Source organism: gamma proteobacterium symbiont of Axiagastus rosmarus, from assembly GCF_059730925.1.
In genome coordinates this window covers 3657597-3673520 of the sequence record NZ_AP035925.1, presented here as the reverse complement: position 1 = coordinate 3673520, position 15924 = coordinate 3657597, and the positions used below count along the sequence as shown (strand labels likewise).

The window sequence follows — 15924 nt, the reverse complement described above, 5'->3', positions numbered from 1 at the left end:
AATCATTAACCGTTAGCAAGCGAAGAAATAGCAGAATAATCAATTCGTCCGGGGTTGCCGAGAGGCGCAGCGGTGACATTTTGGCAACGTGCGTTGCAGTTCACAGAAAGCAGTACGCCGTCCATGGCGCCAGGTCAGGGCAGATGCGGATAAACGCCCGGACCGATGGGCAGGCCCAGCAAATACCACACCAGCAGCAGCGCGATCCACGTCACAAAGAACACCAGCGGATACGGGAAGATCAGCACGTAGTAGGTGCCGAGCTGCGCGTCTTTTTGATAGCGCTGCAGGAAACCGAGGAACAGCGGCAGAAACGGCGACATCGGCGCCAGCGGCAGCACGGCGGAATCGGCGATGCGGAAAATCATCTGGGCAAACGCCGGGTGAAAGCCGAGCAGCATAAACATCGGCACAAATACCGGCGCAAGGATCGACCAGATCGCCGAGCCGCTGGCGATAAACATGCACAGAAACGCCGAGAGGAACATCAGGCCGAGAAAGGCCGGCGCACCGCTGATGCCGGCGCTCTCCAGCACATCGGTCAGGCCGATGGCCATAAACTTGCCCATGTTGCTCCAGTTGAAGAACGCCACGAACTGCGACAGCGGAAACACCATGACGATAAAACCGGCCATGCTCTTCATCGGATCCACCAGCAGTCGGGGGATGTCGTCAGCGCGGCGAATCTGCTGCGTCACCGCGCCATAGGCAATCGCCACCACAAAGAAGAACAGGATGATGATCGGCACGATGCCCTGAATAAACGGCGAAGGGATGATGCCGCCGGTTTTCGGGTTGCGCAGCGGCGCATGCTCCGGCACCACCAGCAGCGCCATCACGCCGATGAACACCAGTGCGGCGAGACCGGCCGCCTTCAGGCCGCGATTCTCCTGCGCCGTCAGCGGTGGCAGGCGATCGTGGTGGCCGCTGTTCCAGACGGGCAGGCGCGGCTCGACAAATTTATCGGTCAGCAGCGCGCCGGCCACGGTCAGCACGATGACCGAGCTGGCCATAAAGAACCAGTTATCGATCACGCTGACATGGACCGTGTCGCTGACCGCTTTGGCGGCCTCTGTACTGATGCCGGAGAGCAGTACGTCGGTGGTGACGATCAGCAGATTCGCGGTAAAACCCGACGCGACGCCGGCAATCGCCGCCAGCAGGCCCGCCACCGGATGACGCCCGACGGCAAGGAAGATCAGCGCGCCGAGCGGCGGCATCACCACCAGTGCGGCATCGGAAGAGATATGGCTGAAGAACGCGATAAACAGCACCATATAGCTGGCGTAGCGACGGCTGACGCGCGACGCCATTTTCACCATCAGCGACTGCAGCAGCCCGACTTTTTCCGCCAGGCCGGCCCCGATCACCAGCGCCAGAATGGAGCCCAGTGGGGTGAAACCGCTGAAGTTTTTGATGATGTTGGGCAGGATCCACTGAATGCCCGCCACGCTGAGCAGGTTATTGACCCGCACCAGTTCGCCATTGGCGGGATTTTTAACAGTCACATCGAGGCTGCTGAGAAGCGCGGTGGCGATCATCAGCACCACGATCAGGTAGACAAACAGTAAGAACGGGTTCGGCACTTTGTTGCCGACCCGCTCAATCCAGCTGAACAGCTTGCCGGGACTGCGATTTTCGGTCATCACTTCCATCGGTAGATCCTCATGAGTCGTCTTGTCAGTTATGTTTGCGTAATGCTTATATTTTTTTAATGGTGATGCGTTGGTACCAGGTCGCCATAAATGGCGACCCTACACGGTAAGGAGCGGTGACCACCGGTCACGCCCTCGTAGGGTGCGCATTTATGCGCACCTGGCGTAATGCGTTGCTGAACTCAGGATGCTAATGTCGATGGCTGCACGCCGGCCGGAATCGGGCACACGTACGGCTGCTCGCGGCGCACGCGGTCGAACTCTTCACGACAGCGCGCCAGCGCGGCATCATCCTGCAGCAGCGTCAGCGCGGTGGCGGCCAGCACTTTGGCGGCGAGGCACATCCCTTTGTGGGCAATCGATGTGCGTCCCTGCGCCACCAGCTGCCAGGTGTGCAGCGGCGTGCCGAAGGCAAAGCAGGGCGCAAAACACTGCGCTGTCGGCGTCACCCAGCTGACATCGCCGACGTCGGTTGAGCCGTACAGAAACTCGCGCGTGACCGCATAGGGCGCTACCTCGTCCATCAGCACTTTATCGCCCAGCGCTTCAGCCCAGGCGATACCCGCTTCGCCGCCGGTGCGCGCCGCATTCAGTCGCGCGTTACGCAGATCGTCTTTACTCAGCGTGGCGCGGATCTCTGCCGCAAACGCCTGTTCCTGCGTGCTGTAGTCCGGCAGACCAAAATGCTGCAAATTGCGTTCCATTACCGCCTCAAGCGCGCGGTTCGGCACATAGTTGGAGCAGGCCTTATCAAAACGCACCGTCATTTGCGTGTCAGTCATCAGCGCCGCGCCTTTGGCGATGTTAATCACGCGCTGATAGATATCCTGCGCCTGGTCGAGCTGCGGCGCGCGAATCAGGTACAGCACTTCGGCATCGGCCTGCACCACGTTGGGCGATACGCCGCCGGTCTGGGTGACCGCATAGTGCAGGCGCGCCTCCTGCACGATGTGCTCGCGCAGGAAGTTAGCGCCGGTGTTCATCAGCGTCACCGCGTCCAGCGCGCTGCGCCCGAGATGCGGCGAGTTGGCGGCGTGTGCCGCCACGCCTTTGAAGTGAAATGCCGCCTGAATATTGGCGAGGGTGCTGAGGTTGAACATGCCGCTGAAGCCTTCCGGGTGCCAGGTCACGGCAGCATCGACATCATCAAACAGTCCCTCGCGCACCATAAAGGTTTTACCCGAGCCGCCCTCCTCACCAGGGCAGCCGTAAAAGCGCAGCGTGCCGCGTCCGCCCTGTTCTGCCCACCAGGCTTTGATGGCGAAAGCGGCGGCCAGGCCGGCGGTACCGAGCAGGTTGTGGCCGCAGCCGTGACCGTTGCCGTTTTCCACCAGCGGGCTGGGCGTGGCGCAGCCCGCCTGCTGGCTCAGACCGGCCAACGCATCAAACTCGCCGAGGATGGCGATCACCGGCTGGCCGTGGCCGATTGAGGCGATAAACGCGGTGTCGATACCGCCAACGCCGCGCTCGACCTCAAACCCCTCCTGCGCCAGCGCATCGGCCAGCAGCGCAGACGATTGCGTCTCTTCGAAACGGGTTTCCGGCACGTCCCAGATGGCATCGCTGAGGGCACTGAAACGCGCCTGGTGCTGGTCGATGTAGCGATCGATGAAGTCGTGTGCGCTCATCGGGCACCGCCGAATTGCGTCTGATTAAGCGCCAGCGTAGCCAGCATCTGCACGGCAGTAGCCATCACCGCTTCATCAAAGTCGAACCGCGCATTGTGATGGCCCGCCGCCAGCTCGCAGCCGAAGATGACGTAAGACGCCTGGCCGCCGCGCTGCTGCACGCGCTCCATCATATAGGTGGCATCTTCGGAACCGGCCGCCTGCTGTTTGCTGTCTATCACCGAGCTGAACAGACCCAGCGCTTCGGCCTGCTGATGGATAAAACTGACCCACGCCGGGCTCGGCGTGCAGCTGCGTGCGCCACCCATCAGCGTGACCTCGTGCTCAACGCCGTACATCGCCGCGGCACCGGCAATCACGCGCAGCGCCTGTTGATAGATATCGTCGTTGACCTGATTACTCGCGCCGCGCGTTTCCACCTTCATCAGCGCAACATCCGGCACTACGTTGCGTCCGCTGCCGGCCTGTAAGACACCAACGTTAACGCGCGCCACGCCGCCGCTGTGCTGCGGCAGAGTGTGCAGCGCCAGCGTGGCCTGCGCCGCCGCCAGCAGCGCGTTGCGTCCCTCTTCCGGTTTGCCACCGGCATGCGCGCCGACCCCGGTAAAACGCACGTCCAGTTTGGTCGTGGCGAGAAAGCTGTCGCTGCCGCAGACGATCTCGCCCGGCGGCACGCCGGTTCCAAGGTGAATGGCGGTGAACAGATCGACATCATCAAGTACGCCCGCGGCCACCATGGCTTTGGCACCGCGTACGCCTTCTTCCGCCGGCTGAAAAATGAGTTTTATGCGACCGCTCAGCTGGTGCTTCATCGCCATCAGCACGCCTGCCAGCGCCAGACCTATGGTGGTGTGACCGTCGTGGCCGCAGGCGTGCATCATGCCGGGATTGCACGAGGCGAAGCCTTCGCGCGTCGGCAGGTGATCGGCGGCGGCGCTCTCCGTCTGGTCGAGCGCGTCCATATCAACACGAAAGCCCATCACCGGACCGGGACGTCCGGTGTCCAGCGTTGCCACCACGCCGCAGAAACCGCCGGAGAAGTGGGGCAGCCACTGTGGCAACGCGCCCTGCTGCAGCGCCCGCGCTTCCTGCTGCGCCAGCACTTCAGCAGACGGCAGACCCATGCGCGCATCGGCATCAATCACCTCACGGCCCAGCTGCAGCTGATAACCAAGACGATGCAGCTCTTCCGCCACCAGCGTGGCGGTGCGGAACTCCAGCCAGCCGGATTCAGCATACTGGTGCAGGTCGCGGCGCCATGTCTGCATCTGCGGTATCCGCGCGTTGACGAGGTCGGAAAGGGTGTTCATCGGCTGTTCCTTAGTGTTGGTTTTTTATGCATTCAACCGAATCTACACAATGGTATTAGGGCGCATAAGATGCGAATATCTTGTGACCGATAGACAACGGTTATCACCTGATCATGGCGGCTAATCTCAAACTTCATCAGCTGCGCGCCTTTGTTGACGTGGCGCGCCAGGGCAGTATTCGCGCCGCCAGCCGGCTGTCGGGCCTGTCGCAGCCGGCGTTAACCAAAGCGATTCAGGAACTGGAGCTGGCGCTGGGCGCGCGCCTGTTCGAGCGTCGTCAGCAGGGCGTGATGCTGACCGATGTCGGTGAAACCTTTTTTCGTCATGCCTGTCTGGTGCTGGAGGAACTGCGCGTGGCGCAGGAGGATATCCAGCAGCGGCTCGGTCTGGCCGGTGGCAAAGTGAATATTGGGGTGGGCGGCAGCATTGCGCGTACCGTGATGCCGCAGGTGATAACCCAGTTTCATCGTGAGTATCCACTGGTGAAGGTGCGTATCGTTGAGGGGCAGCTGGTGTCGATGGTGCATGAACTGCGTCAGGGCGCGCTGGATTTCACCATCAACACCTACGACCGGCATCACTTCGATCAGGAGCTGATTTTCGAGCGGCTGATGCAGCGCGAGTATCAGGTGGTGATGCGTAAAGGGCATCCGATGGCGCATGCGCGCTCGCTGGCCGAGTTGCAGCACTGCGACTGGACCATGCCGACGCCGCAGGGCAGTTATTACCGACTGCTGCATGACCTGTTCGGTGAGCGCGGCATGGCACCTAAAATCGCGGTGACCTGCGAGACCTTTATGGCCTGCACCAGCCTGGTGGCGAAGAGTGATTTTGTCAGCATCATTGCGCGCGACGTGATTGAAGACCCTACGCACGGCGGGCAGCTAATCGCGCTGGATCTCGACGATCCGCTGCCGAAAGCCACCTTTTATCTGATTCAGCGTAAAGACACCGCGCTGACGCCGATGAGCGCTTACATGGCGCAGCTGTTCCGCCGCTACTGCCAGCCGTGACGGGCGAAAAACGGCATCGTCTACACTTTAGGTGTACGACACGCGTTAACGCACTCTCAACGGAGGTTACGATGCAGGTGAGTCCTTATTTATTTCTCTACGGCCGCTGTGAAGAAGCGATTGCCTTCTATCTGGAGGCCACCGGCGGCGAAATTCTGCAAAAAATGACGTTTGGCGATATGCCGGAGCAGGGCGAACAGGTGGGCGATCGGTCGGCGTCACCACAGCCGCCAGAAAAGATCATGCATGCGCATCTGCGTATCGGTCAGGGCGAATTGATGCTGAGTGACGGCAATACTGCCCAGCCACCGGCGTCTGAACATGCCGGTTATGCGGTGAGCCTGGCCACGCCAGATGAAGCGGAGGGTAAAGCCTGGTTTGATAAGCTCTCGGCGGGCGGCAAAGTGACCACTGAATGGCAGAAAACCTTCTGGTCGAACGGCTTCGGGATGTTTATCGATAAGTTTGGCATCCCATGGCGCATCAACGTGGTGAAGCCACAGGCGTAACAGACTGGCGTGGCCGCGATGGTGAGCGGCCACGCCGGAAGCGGTTTAGAAGTTGTAACCCACCACCAGGTAGTAACCCCAGCCGGTTGATTTCACTTCAAACGGACCGTTGCCGAAGTTCAGCTCCTGGCCATCAGCCCACTGGCCGCCGTTGTGGAAGTAACGCGCCACGGTAGAGACATGCCAGTGATCGTAGTTCAGCGACAGAATGTGGCTGGAGGCAATTGAGTTGCTGGTGCGCGAGCGGTCAGACTTGTCACGCAGATCGGAACCCCAGTCAAAGTTGGTGAAGCCGATATAGCTCAGCTTGCCGCCCCACAGGTCGGTAATCGGTACAAAGTATTTCACCTTGAAGCGATAACCATCCCAGCTATTTTCATTCGCCGCGCCGTAGTTTTCCCACTGGTATTTCGCGTACACGTTCAGTGACAGGCCGATATCGCTATGGGTATCGATGTCAGTACCCAGACCCATGTACCAGGTGTTCTGACGGCTATCGCTGTTGCGACCCATGTCGTAGATGTAGTTGTTTGCGAAGTACCACTCTTTGAACGGTCCGAATGCCAGGCTGGTGCCGGTCAGCTTATCGATGGAGAAGCGTGGCTCAATTTCCATGAACATCGGCGAACCGTGGTCAAAAATACCGTTGGCATTGCTGTTACCCACGCCAAAGAAGTTGGTCAGGTCAAGGTAGCCGTAGAAATCAAACCAGTCCTTTTTAGTAAAGGCTTCGTATTCGAGATACACATCATTGTTGAACTGGGGTCCGAAGCGGGTGTGATAACTGCCTACCACGTTCACGCTCTGATGCCACCAGTCAGAAAGGTACTGCGGATCGCTTTCCGCCGCCTGTGCGGCGCCGGTCCAGCTACTGGCCAGTAAGGCCCCTGCTATCAGTGTTTTAAATTTCATTATTTTTTAACCACTTGCTCGTGATCGCCGCGCAAATGCTGCGATCGGGTGAAATCGATCCCAGGGGATGGGCAGTGTGCTGTTGTCGCCGGTCTGACGCGCCGGATTTTCAGGCCCGCGTAATGTGCCTGTAACAGAGCGATAGAAAATAGATTTTGATCACGTTTGTCAAAAAGTGTTGCATTTCGATTCAGTAAATATGTGAAGTTGATCACATAAAGGCCGTGTAACGAACGGAACCCCGCAACCGTTTACGTTGTCGGGATACGCAGAGAACTGGCGGGAGAAGAAAATAGCCGGCGCGGATTATCGCGCCGGAGGAGGGAAGACGTCAGGGTAGGGTAACGCGCACCTGCAGGCCACACACTTCACCCTGCGGGTTCAGGCAATTCGACAGAGCCACCTGCATCTGATGCTTTTGCGCCACGCTGCGCACGATCGATAATCCCAGGCCGCTGCCCTGCGCCTGGACATCCGGCGAGCGGGTAAAGCGATCAAAGGCGCGCTCGATAAACGACTCCGGCATGCCGGGGCCGTTATCGACAATATCCACTACCGTATGATGACCGACGCGATGCAGCAGCACATCCACCAGGCTGCCTTCCGGTGTGTGCAGCATGGCGTTACCGATCAGGTTATCGAACAGGCTGCGCAGATCGGAGCGGCTGGCGTGCAGACGATAGTGCGCCGTGCCGTTGAAGCCGATATCAATGCCGCGCTTGTCCGCCACCACCATCAGCTGCTCAATGCTCTCCTTCAGCAGGTCATCAAGCTCAATGGTCTCGACGCTGGCGACCACGGACTGATCCTCCTGGCGTGAGATATTCAGCAACTGCGTCACCAGATGGCGCGTGCGCGTGACGCCCGCTTCCAGCTGATCAAACTGGCGGCTGGCTTCGCCCGGCAGGATGTGCTGACGCAGGTTCTCCAGCTGTAACGTGACGGCGGTGACCGGCGTGCGCAGTTCATGCGCGGCATCCTCAAGGAACTGGCGCTGTGACGACCAGGCCGCGCGTAGTTTATCCAGTAGCGAGTTATAAGCATCGACCAGCGGCAGCACTTCGTCCGGCAGACCGTCCGGCGACACGCTGTGCGGATGCAGGGTTTCCTGCGCCGCAATCTGGCGCGAGGCTACGCGCAGATCGCGCGTAATGGCCCGGACCACCAGCCAGATCACCAGCAGCGACAGCGGCATCATCAGGATCAGCGGAATGATGGCGGAGAGTACGCGTTTCACCATCAGGCTCTTCATGTAGCCGACGTTGTGCAGCACCTGAATATTGCCGATCTCGCTGCCCAGCTCGCCGGGTCGGGTGTAAACGCGCCACTGGCAGTCATCGCCGCAGTCGCCAACTTTTAAATCTGACCAGCCTTTTTTGCTCTGCAGGGGCGCATGCAACGCCGGCCAGGAACTGGCGCGCAGGTGATTATTGGTATCCCAAAGCTGAACGATATAGGTACTTTTCAGCTTCTCCTGCTGCATCACCATCGGCATCAGTGCCGGCATGCGCTGGCTGCTTGACCAGGCATCGGCAATTTTGGCGAGCTGGTCGTCCTTCATGGTGCCCATCATGTCGCCATAGCAGTGGTAGAAATACCAGGTGACACCGCCGATCATCGCCAGATGCAGCAGCACCAGCGTGGCCAGCAGTTTGTTGCGCAGCGACCGCATAAACGTAAAGGATCTCATATTGCCGGTACCCGCCAGCCCAGACCGCGTACGTTGCGAATCACTTCGTTATCGAGTTTGCGCCGCATGCCGTGAATCAGCACGTCCACGGCGTTGCTGGTGACCTCTTCGCCCCAGCCGTAGATGCGGTTTTCTAACTGCTCACGCGACAGGATCGCGCCCGGGCGTTCCAGCAGCGCATAGAGCAGGGCGTATTCACGTGCGGTTAGCTGCTCGCGCTGGCCTTTGTACAGCACTTCACGCGTCATCATATCGAGCTGCACGTCGCCGTTGCCCAGCAGGGAGTCCGCCGCACCGTGGCGGCGTCGGGTGATGGCTCGCATACGCGCCAGAACCTCTTGCAGATCAAAGGGTTTGAGTAAGTAGTCATCGGCGCCGCTGTCCAGACCCTGAATGCGCTGCTGCACGGTATCACGTGCGGTCAGCACCAGCACCGGCGTCATGTCACCGCGCGTGCGCGCACGGCGCAGCACATTGATGCCATCTTCACGCGGTAAACCGAGATCGAGCAGGACGCAGGTGTAACCGCCTTCCTGCCAGGCGTTGCTGGCAAATACGCCGTCACGCACCCAGTCCACCGACCAGCCGGCGGCCTCCAGCGCCTGCTGCAGGTTGGCGCCGATCATTTCATCATCTTCTACCAGCAGCACACGCATGATGCCCTCCTGAATAACTTGTCGCAGTGTAGCGCCCGATAATTAGCGCAGAATTAACCTGGCGCGCTGTTTCGTCGGGAAAGCCGTTTTTTTGCTTGCTAATTCTGCGCTAATTTTCTGCTAATTAAGGGATAAATTTAACGCGCTACAGTGACGTCACTGGACATTTTACCGACGCCGGAGGAAGTCATGAATCAGCGCGAATTTATCCGTAGTTTGCTGGAGTGGATTGAAAAAAATTTAGGGCACGATCTGCATCTGGATGAAGTAGCACGCCGCTCGGGATATTCCCGCTGGCATCTGCAACGTCTGTTCCGTCAGCACACCGGTTTTTCACTGGCAGAATACATTCGCCAGCGCCGGCTGACTGAGTCAGCGCTCACGCTGATCAACAGTGATGAGGCGATTCTGCAGGTAGCGATGAGCTACGGCTTTGATACCCAGCAGGCTTACACCCGCACCTTTAAAAATTATTTCCGCGTCACGCCAGGCCAGCTGCGGCGTCAGCGTCGCGTCGAGCCGGACCGCCTGCTGTTTCCGTTAGCGGTGGCGGTGTGACATCCCTCGCCCGATTTCCCGTGGCCGCTGCGTAACGGGAAATCGGGTGCGCATTCGCGTTTTTGCTTTTAAGCTGCGGTTCTCACTCTTTCGAATCAGCCAGAGAACATGGACAACAGCGATAATCTCACCGCCATGATGCTGTTTGCGCGCGTCGTTGAGCGGCAAAGCTTCAGCGAAGCGGCCCGTACGCTGGGGGTATCAAAATCGCACGTCAGCCGCGAAATCGCCCGGCTGGAGGTGCGGCTGGGTATCAAGCTGCTGCAGCGCACCACGCGCAAAGTGGCGCTGACCGAGCTGGGCCAGGCTTACTATCCGTTCTGCACCCGCATGCTGGAAGAGATGCATCGCGCCGACGCGTTTGTGCAGCAGGTGCATCAGCAGCCTGCCGGCAACGTGCGGCTGCAGGCGCCGATCACCTTCGGCTGCCAGTGCGTGGTGCCGACGCTGAACACCTTTATCCGCCGTCATATTCACATCAACGTCGATCTCGAACTGACCACCAGCGACGATCCGCAGCCCAGTGCGGACGTGGCGATTGTGATCCGCGCGCGTGCGCCGGAAGTCGCAAACTACCGCGAACTGAGCAGTATTGACTGGGGACTGTATGCGTCGCCAGCGTATCTGGCCGCGCATCCGGCCATCGATCATCCCGAACGTCTGATGCGCCACGATCTGCTGCTGTTTCACGGCCCGGCACACACGGCGGCGTTGCCGTTTCGCCGTGATAAACAGCGCCTGGCGCTGGATGTGCACAGCCGCTTTCGCGCGAATAACAGCATGGCGCTGCTCAATGCGGCCCTGGCCGGAACCGGCGTGGCGTATCTGCCCGCCTATATGACGCAGGAGGCGCTGGCGCGCGGCGAGATTCAGCAGGTGCTGCCGGATTGGCAGATGGATCGCCTGCACAGTTACCTGCTGCTGAAAGAGCAGCCGCAGCCCTCGTCACCGATCACCTTACTCTGCGACGCGCTGATCACCGCGCTGGGTGCGTCATGATTGTTGTTTTCTGGCAACAATAGCGCGCTGGCTGGCAAATATCCGCTTCTCCCTGTTTTCTGTGTGCTACCGCTGATAGCCTGCTAAAAAAGCCAAAAACAGGGATATTACTATGTCGCACTCTTCTATCGCGTTAGCGCCTGAGCAGCAACACTGGCGGCGAAATTTGTGGGTTTGCGTGCTGGGTTCGTTCAGCACTATCGTCGCCATGACCCTGCTGCTGCCCTTTCTGCCCCTCTATGTGCAGCAGCTGGGCGTGCAGGAACCGGCCGCGATTGCGCGCTGGTCAGGCGCCGCCTACGGTGCCACCTTTCTTAGCGCGGCGCTGACGGCACCGCTGTGGGGCAAACTGGCGGATCGCTATGGCCGCAAGCTGATGCTGATCCGCGCCAGCCTCGGAATGGCCGTCGCCATGTCGCTGATTGGTATGGCCACCGCGCCGTGGCAGCTGGTGGCGCTGCGCCTGCTGGCCGGCCTGCTCGGCGGCTATGCGTCGGGCTCCACCATTCTGGTGGCGGCGCAAACGCCGAAAGCGCAGACCGGCTGGGCGCTGGGCGTACTGTCCTCCGGCATCATGGCCGGTAATGTGGTCGGCCCGCTGCTGGGCGGCGTGCTGCCACCGCTGATCGGTATCCGCCACACTTTCTGGCTCACCGGCGCGGTGATTTTTCTCGCGTTTCTCGCCACCACTTTTCTGCTGAAAGAAGCGCCACGTGCGGCGAAGAAAGCCGCAGCCGGGGAGAGGGATGAGCCGGAGGCGTCGATCAACCGGCCAGTGGTACGGCTGATGTGGCTGTCGGGCATGCTGCTGATTTTTGCCAATATGTCGATTGAGCCGATTATCACGCTGTATATCGCGCAGTTTGTTCACGGCGATCACGCGGTGACGGTGACGGCCGGACTGGTGATGGCGGCCGCCGCGCTGGGCAGCATTCTCTCCGCGCCGCGCCTTGGCCGGCTGGCCGACCGCATCGGACATGCGCACGTGCTGATTTATGGCCTGCTGTTCTGCGCGCTGCTGCTGATTCCGCAGGCATTTATTAGCGCGGCATGGCAACTGGTGGTGCTGCGTTTCCTGATGGGGATGGCGCTGGGCGGCCTGATGCCCTGCGTGACGGCGTTGATTCGTCATAATGTGCCGCAGCGGCAGGTCGGGAAAATGCTGGGCTATGCGACCTCAGCCCAGTATGTCGGCCAGGTGAGCGGCCCGCTGTTCGGTGGCTTTATCGGCGGCGCGTTTGGTATGCGTCCGGTGTTTCTCGCCACCTGCGTGATTATGGCGCTGTGCGCGCTATTGAATGCGCGGGTGCTGCGTAAACCCTGACCTTCAGATCGACCGTAATGCCGACCGGCATATAAAAAAAGCGGGCATTGCCCGCTTTTTTACTTCAGTGCGAAAAATTACTTCGCATCTGGCAGCGCATAGGCAATCACGTAATCGCCCAGCTTGGTACCAAACGAACCGTGACCACCGGCCGCGATGACAACGTACTGCTTGCCATTCACTTCATAGGTCATCGGCGTAGCCTGGCCACCCGCTGGCAGACGAGCCTGCCACAGCATCTCACCGGTGTTGGTATCGAACGCGCGCAGGTAGTTATCTGCGGTCGCGCCGATGAAGAACACGTTACCGGCGGTGGTGATTGGGCCACCCAGCATTGGCATACCCATTTTGAACGGCAGCGGAACCGGTGCGCTATCGCGAACGGTACCGATACGTTTCTTCCACACGGTTTCGTTGGTCTTCAGGTCGATCGCTGAAACGTAACCCCAGGCCGGCTGTTTACACGGCAGACCAAACGGCGACAGGAACGGGTTCAGCTCGACGCCAAACGGCACACCGTACTGCGGCTGAATGCCGGTTTCAGTACCGGAACCGCCTTCTGCGCCCTGCGGTGGTTCAATCGGGTTGCCCGGACCGCGCGGAATCAGCTTAGAAACAAACGGCAGCGCCATTGGGTTAGCGATGGCGATCTGACGATGTGGATCAACCGCGATGCCGCCCCACTCGAACATACCAAGGTTGCCCGGGAACACCAGCGTACCCTGCTCAGACGGCGGCGTGAACGGACCTTCGTAGCGCAGACGCTTGAAGATCACGCGGCACACCAGCTGGTCATACATCGTCGCGCCCCACATGTCCTTGTCCGTCAGATTCTGTTTCGGACGGAAGGTCAGTTCGGAGTACGGCTGGGTCGGTGCCACGTGGTCACCTTTCGCCGCGCCCTGCGGTACCGGCGTCTCCGGTGCAGGCACGACCGGCTTACCGGTACGACGATCCAGCACAAAGATGTTACCGGTTTTCGCCGGGGCATAAATCACCGGTACGGTGTTGCCATCTTTGTCCGTGATATCGGCCAGCGTCGGCTGTGACGGCAGGTCCATATCCCACAGATCGTGGTGCACGGTCTGATACGACCACACCAGCTTACCGGTGGTGGCGTTCAGCGCCAGAACGCTGCTCGCGTAGCGCTCCTGCTCTGGTGTGCGGTTACCGCCCCAGATATCCGGAGTGGAAACGCCCATTGGCAGGTAAACGGTATCCAGTTTTGGATCGTATACCGCCGGCGCCCACGAGTTCGGCGAGTTCATGGTGAAGGTGTGTTCATCGGCCGGAATCGCGTTAGGATCTTTCGCGCCCGGGTCGAACACCCACAGCAGTTTACCGGTGTTGACGTCGAAGCCACGGATGGCACCAGACGGCTCACGGGTAGAGTAGTTATCGGTGACCGCACCAGCAATGACGATGGTGGTGTCAGTGATAACCGGCGGTGACGTCGGCTCATACTGGCCTGGCGTCTGTACCGGCTGCTTGTGCTGCAGATCCAGCTCACCGTTGTTGCCAAAGGATGGGCAACGGGCACCGGTATCGGCATCCAGCGCGAACAGACGACCGTCGTTCACTGGCAGGTAGATGCGGCGTGAGCACAGCGCAGGCTGGCTGTTGGCGGCATCGGCAGCAGCAGGCACTTCATGGTATGAAACACCGCGGCAGGTCACGTGCTGGAAGGTAGGATTTGGCTTCAGGCCCGGATCGAATTTCCACTTCTGCTTACCGGTCGTCGCATCCAGCGCAAACAGAATCTGGTGCGGCGAGCAAAGGTACAGCGTGTCGCGGATTTTAATCGGCGTCACTTCGTCAGTGATTTCACCCGGATCGTTGGCGGTTTTGAGATCGCCGGTCTGGAACTGCCAGGCAACCTGCAACTCTTTCACGTTGCTGGTGTTGATCTGCTTCAGCGGCGAGAAGCGAGTGCCCTGCTGGTCACGCGCATAGGCTGGCCAGTCAGCATCGTTGATGTTACTCAGCGGCTGGGCCTGCGGGACGTTAGCGGCTTCCGGCAGGTTGCCATTCAGCTCCTGCGGATCGTGGAATACTGCCCACGCCAGCACCAGTACGCTGGCTACCAGCGCAACGGCCATCGCACCCAGCGCACCTTTACCCGCATGATTCAGACCGCGATACACAAACGGCAGAATCAGCCAGATACCGAAGATTACCAGCACGTCGGTACGTGGAGCCAGCGCCCAGAAGTCGAAGCCGACTTCCCATACGCCCCACACCAGCGTTGCCAGCAGCAACAGGGCATACAGCAGCAGTGCGGAACCGCTACGGCGCCACAGCAGAACAGCGATGATCAGCATAATCACACCGCCAATAACGTAGTACCAGGAACCTCCAATGGTGGCTAACCAAACGCCGCCAATCAGCATAAATGCGCCCGTCAGCAGTGCAAACAGCACCGTCAGGAAGCGAATTACGCCAAAAGATGAGGAAGCTTTCCCCATAATATTGACCTCTTTCTTTGCCATAAAATCAAAGGAAACAACCGATTAGGCTGTATCCCGACATAGAGTACGAAGTGACTTAAGGTGTTCTGTCAGTGCTTTTCCGTTAAGCAGGATGATCCCTTTGCGTTAAATTTTATCTTAAAAACGTTAACAGGTTTGATTTTTTTAGCGCTTTGCTCTTTTTATCAGGCAGTGACACGACATTTTATGAGGATATTGCGCCATCCTGTCCGGCGTAATCGGGTGATAACGCCGACGCGCAGAATTTTGTGTAAACGTTTACCCAGTGAAGAGCGGATGACAGCTCCGCTGCGTTTGCCAGCCGCTTAGCTGTAAATGCAGGTAATCTTCGGCCGGTAATTGGAGCTGAGGCGTACGTAATATTACCTCTGCTTGTGTTTCCCGCAGCGAAGCGAGCAGAAAAGGAAAGCTGAACTTGAGATAATTTTCACGGAAGAAGTCATCGCTCAGAACAATACCGCTGAAGGGAAAATCGGTAATATTTTTCCACTCGGTTCCCGGCGGCGCGAGATCGTAAAGCCAGAAGGAAAAACGAGACGCCACAGCGCGTAAGGCGGATCCTGCCTGACGTAAAGTGGCATAGTTGATCGCCAGCCTTACATTCTCATGTTGCAGGCTGGAATAATTATCCATGTCATGCAAAAAGGACATCACGCTATTTCCCGCCAGTGGAATAATTATTAATCCCGCAGCATTCGCTGACTGATAATGTTGTGTAATTATCTCACCTTCATGAAGTAATGCATCACGTTCCGGCACGCAATGCATTAAGGACGCTGAATAGCATGCGCCGATAGGTGTGCCGTCGAAGCGACAGACACGCTCAGTGACATAAGGATGGTATGAATTGTTTTCCATTTATCTCTATGAATAAATTAATGAACGATAGCGTCTTAATTATTATAAGGACGGGAAGACTGCTGTGATTATCACAGGGGGCAATATAGATCGATTCGCCGGCAAAGATCACCTTTTTTAGCTGTTTCTGATAAAGAGATAAAAAGAATTGGCCAGGCATTAATTAACGCTTTACTGAATTATCTGGAATGATTCGGCTATTTTCAAAGTAAAACAATCAGTCTGCTAATATTCAGAACGCCATGTTTAACTGTCAATCCGGATAAACACCTGTTTTTACAGCGCACATCCAGCCATTGCCTGCCCCGGTCAGTTATCGCACT

The 15924-nt window shown here is 58.6% G+C and carries 13 protein-coding genes; 5 read left to right on the top strand and 8 right to left on the bottom strand.

The features are described 5' to 3' along the window. Positions 1–134: 134 nt before the first annotated feature. The 3 genes from abgT to AC6I8F_RS17405 all read right to left on the bottom strand — a co-directional run bounded on the left by abgT (position 135) and on the right by AC6I8F_RS17405 (position 4593). Positions 135–1655: a p-aminobenzoyl-glutamate transporter gene (abgT, locus tag AC6I8F_RS17415; RefSeq protein ID WP_498028285.1), complete on the bottom strand. Its 1521-nt coding sequence runs from the start codon at positions 1653–1655 to the stop codon at positions 135–137. A 182-nt stretch (positions 1656–1837) separates the two neighbouring features. After that, entirely contained in the window at positions 1838–3283 is a 1446-nt protein-coding gene (locus AC6I8F_RS17410; protein WP_498028284.1) for a M20 family metallopeptidase, read from the bottom strand. Next, the gene (locus AC6I8F_RS17405; protein ID WP_059011921.1) at positions 3280–4593 is read right to left on the bottom strand and encodes an amidohydrolase; all 1314 of its coding nucleotides are present in this window, start codon (positions 4591–4593) and stop codon (positions 3280–3282) included. Before AC6I8F_RS17405 ends, AC6I8F_RS17410 begins: the two co-directional genes overlap by 4 nt. A gap of 113 nt (positions 4594–4706) precedes the next feature. On the opposite strand from AC6I8F_RS17405, the gene AC6I8F_RS17400 reads away from it, so the two are divergent. Then, positions 4707–5606, top strand: a complete 900-nt coding sequence (locus tag AC6I8F_RS17400) for a LysR family transcriptional regulator (protein WP_021507800.1) — start codon at positions 4707–4709, stop codon at positions 5604–5606. A gap of 71 nt (positions 5607–5677) precedes the next feature. Beyond that, positions 5678–6115, top strand: a complete 438-nt coding sequence (gene yjdN / locus AC6I8F_RS17395) for a VOC family metalloprotein YjdN (protein ID WP_136545657.1) — start codon at positions 5678–5680, stop codon at positions 6113–6115. A 45-nt stretch (positions 6116–6160) separates the two neighbouring features. Here the strand turns inward: yjdN and AC6I8F_RS17390 are convergent, their stop codons facing one another. The 3 genes from AC6I8F_RS17390 to AC6I8F_RS17380 form a co-directional block, all read right to left on the bottom strand. Then, entirely contained in the window at positions 6161–7027 is an 867-nt protein-coding gene (locus AC6I8F_RS17390) for a nucleoside-specific channel-forming protein Tsx (protein WP_021507798.1), read from the bottom strand. Between the two features lie 331 nt (positions 7028–7358). After that, positions 7359–8717, bottom strand: a complete 1359-nt coding sequence (locus AC6I8F_RS17385; RefSeq protein ID WP_058759279.1) for a sensor histidine kinase — start codon at positions 8715–8717, stop codon at positions 7359–7361. Then, positions 8714–9373 (bottom strand): response regulator, encoded by a 660-nt coding sequence (locus AC6I8F_RS17380; RefSeq protein ID WP_021507795.1) that lies wholly within the window; start codon positions 9371–9373, stop codon positions 8714–8716. Before AC6I8F_RS17380 ends, AC6I8F_RS17385 begins: the two co-directional genes overlap by 4 nt. 189 nt (positions 9374–9562) lie before the next feature. Between AC6I8F_RS17380 and AC6I8F_RS17375 the strand changes: the two genes are divergently transcribed. The 3 genes from AC6I8F_RS17375 to AC6I8F_RS17365 all read left to right on the top strand — a co-directional run bounded on the left by AC6I8F_RS17375 (position 9563) and on the right by AC6I8F_RS17365 (position 12254). Continuing rightward, positions 9563–9931 carry a helix-turn-helix domain-containing protein gene (locus AC6I8F_RS17375; protein WP_021507794.1) on the top strand — a complete coding sequence of 123 codons (369 nt, stop codon included), beginning with the start codon at positions 9563–9565 and terminating at the stop codon, positions 9929–9931. Between the two features lie 108 nt (positions 9932–10039). Then, positions 10040–10930, top strand: coding sequence for a LysR family transcriptional regulator (locus tag AC6I8F_RS17370; RefSeq protein ID WP_498028283.1), 891 nt, complete (start codon positions 10040–10042; stop codon positions 10928–10930). A gap of 112 nt (positions 10931–11042) precedes the next feature. Further along, on the top strand, positions 11043–12254 hold the full coding sequence (locus AC6I8F_RS17365; RefSeq protein ID WP_498028282.1) for an MFS transporter: 1212 nt from the start codon (positions 11043–11045) through the stop codon (positions 12252–12254). A 77-nt stretch (positions 12255–12331) separates the two neighbouring features. Here AC6I8F_RS17365 and AC6I8F_RS17360 read toward each other — a convergent pair whose 3' ends face one another. Both AC6I8F_RS17360 and AC6I8F_RS17355 read right to left on the bottom strand, forming a co-directional pair. Beyond that, the gene (locus tag AC6I8F_RS17360; protein ID WP_498028281.1) at positions 12332–14719 is read right to left on the bottom strand and encodes a glucose/quinate/shikimate family membrane-bound PQQ-dependent dehydrogenase; all 2388 of its coding nucleotides are present in this window, start codon (positions 14717–14719) and stop codon (positions 12332–12334) included. A gap of 282 nt (positions 14720–15001) precedes the next feature. Continuing rightward, the gene (locus AC6I8F_RS17355; protein WP_498028280.1) at positions 15002–15601 is read right to left on the bottom strand and encodes a hypothetical protein; all 600 of its coding nucleotides are present in this window, start codon (positions 15599–15601) and stop codon (positions 15002–15004) included. Between the last annotated feature and the right edge of the window lie 323 nt (positions 15602–15924).

What these genes read in the sequence shown, in the direction of transcription:
- abgT (WP_498028285.1), bottom strand. Translation starts at nt 1,655, where the DNA reads ATGGAAGTGATGACCGAAAATCGCAGTCCCGGCAAGCTGTTCAGCTGG.
- AC6I8F_RS17410 (WP_498028284.1), bottom strand. Translation starts at nt 3,283, where the DNA reads ATGAGCGCACACGACTTCATCGATCGCTACATCGACCAGCACCAGGCG.
- AC6I8F_RS17405 (WP_059011921.1), bottom strand. Translation starts at nt 4,593, where the DNA reads ATGAACACCCTTTCCGACCTCGTCAACGCGCGGATACCGCAGATGCAG.
- AC6I8F_RS17400 (WP_021507800.1), top strand. Translation starts at nt 4,707, where the DNA reads ATGGCGGCTAATCTCAAACTTCATCAGCTGCGCGCCTTTGTTGACGTG.
- yjdN (WP_136545657.1), top strand. Translation starts at nt 5,678, where the DNA reads ATGCAGGTGAGTCCTTATTTATTTCTCTACGGCCGCTGTGAAGAAGCG.
- AC6I8F_RS17390 (WP_021507798.1), bottom strand. Translation starts at nt 7,027, where the DNA reads ATGAAATTTAAAACACTGATAGCAGGGGCCTTACTGGCCAGTAGCTGG.
- AC6I8F_RS17385 (WP_058759279.1), bottom strand. Translation starts at nt 8,717, where the DNA reads ATGAGATCCTTTACGTTTATGCGGTCGCTGCGCAACAAACTGCTGGCC.
- AC6I8F_RS17380 (WP_021507795.1), bottom strand. Translation starts at nt 9,373, where the DNA reads ATGCGTGTGCTGCTGGTAGAAGATGATGAAATGATCGGCGCCAACCTG.
- AC6I8F_RS17375 (WP_021507794.1), top strand. Translation starts at nt 9,563, where the DNA reads ATGAATCAGCGCGAATTTATCCGTAGTTTGCTGGAGTGGATTGAAAAA.
- AC6I8F_RS17370 (WP_498028283.1), top strand. Translation starts at nt 10,040, where the DNA reads ATGGACAACAGCGATAATCTCACCGCCATGATGCTGTTTGCGCGCGTC.
- AC6I8F_RS17365 (WP_498028282.1), top strand. Translation starts at nt 11,043, where the DNA reads ATGTCGCACTCTTCTATCGCGTTAGCGCCTGAGCAGCAACACTGGCGG.
- AC6I8F_RS17360 (WP_498028281.1), bottom strand. Translation starts at nt 14,719, where the DNA reads ATGGGGAAAGCTTCCTCATCTTTTGGCGTAATTCGCTTCCTGACGGTG.
- AC6I8F_RS17355 (WP_498028280.1), bottom strand. Translation starts at nt 15,601, where the DNA reads ATGGAAAACAATTCATACCATCCTTATGTCACTGAGCGTGTCTGTCGC.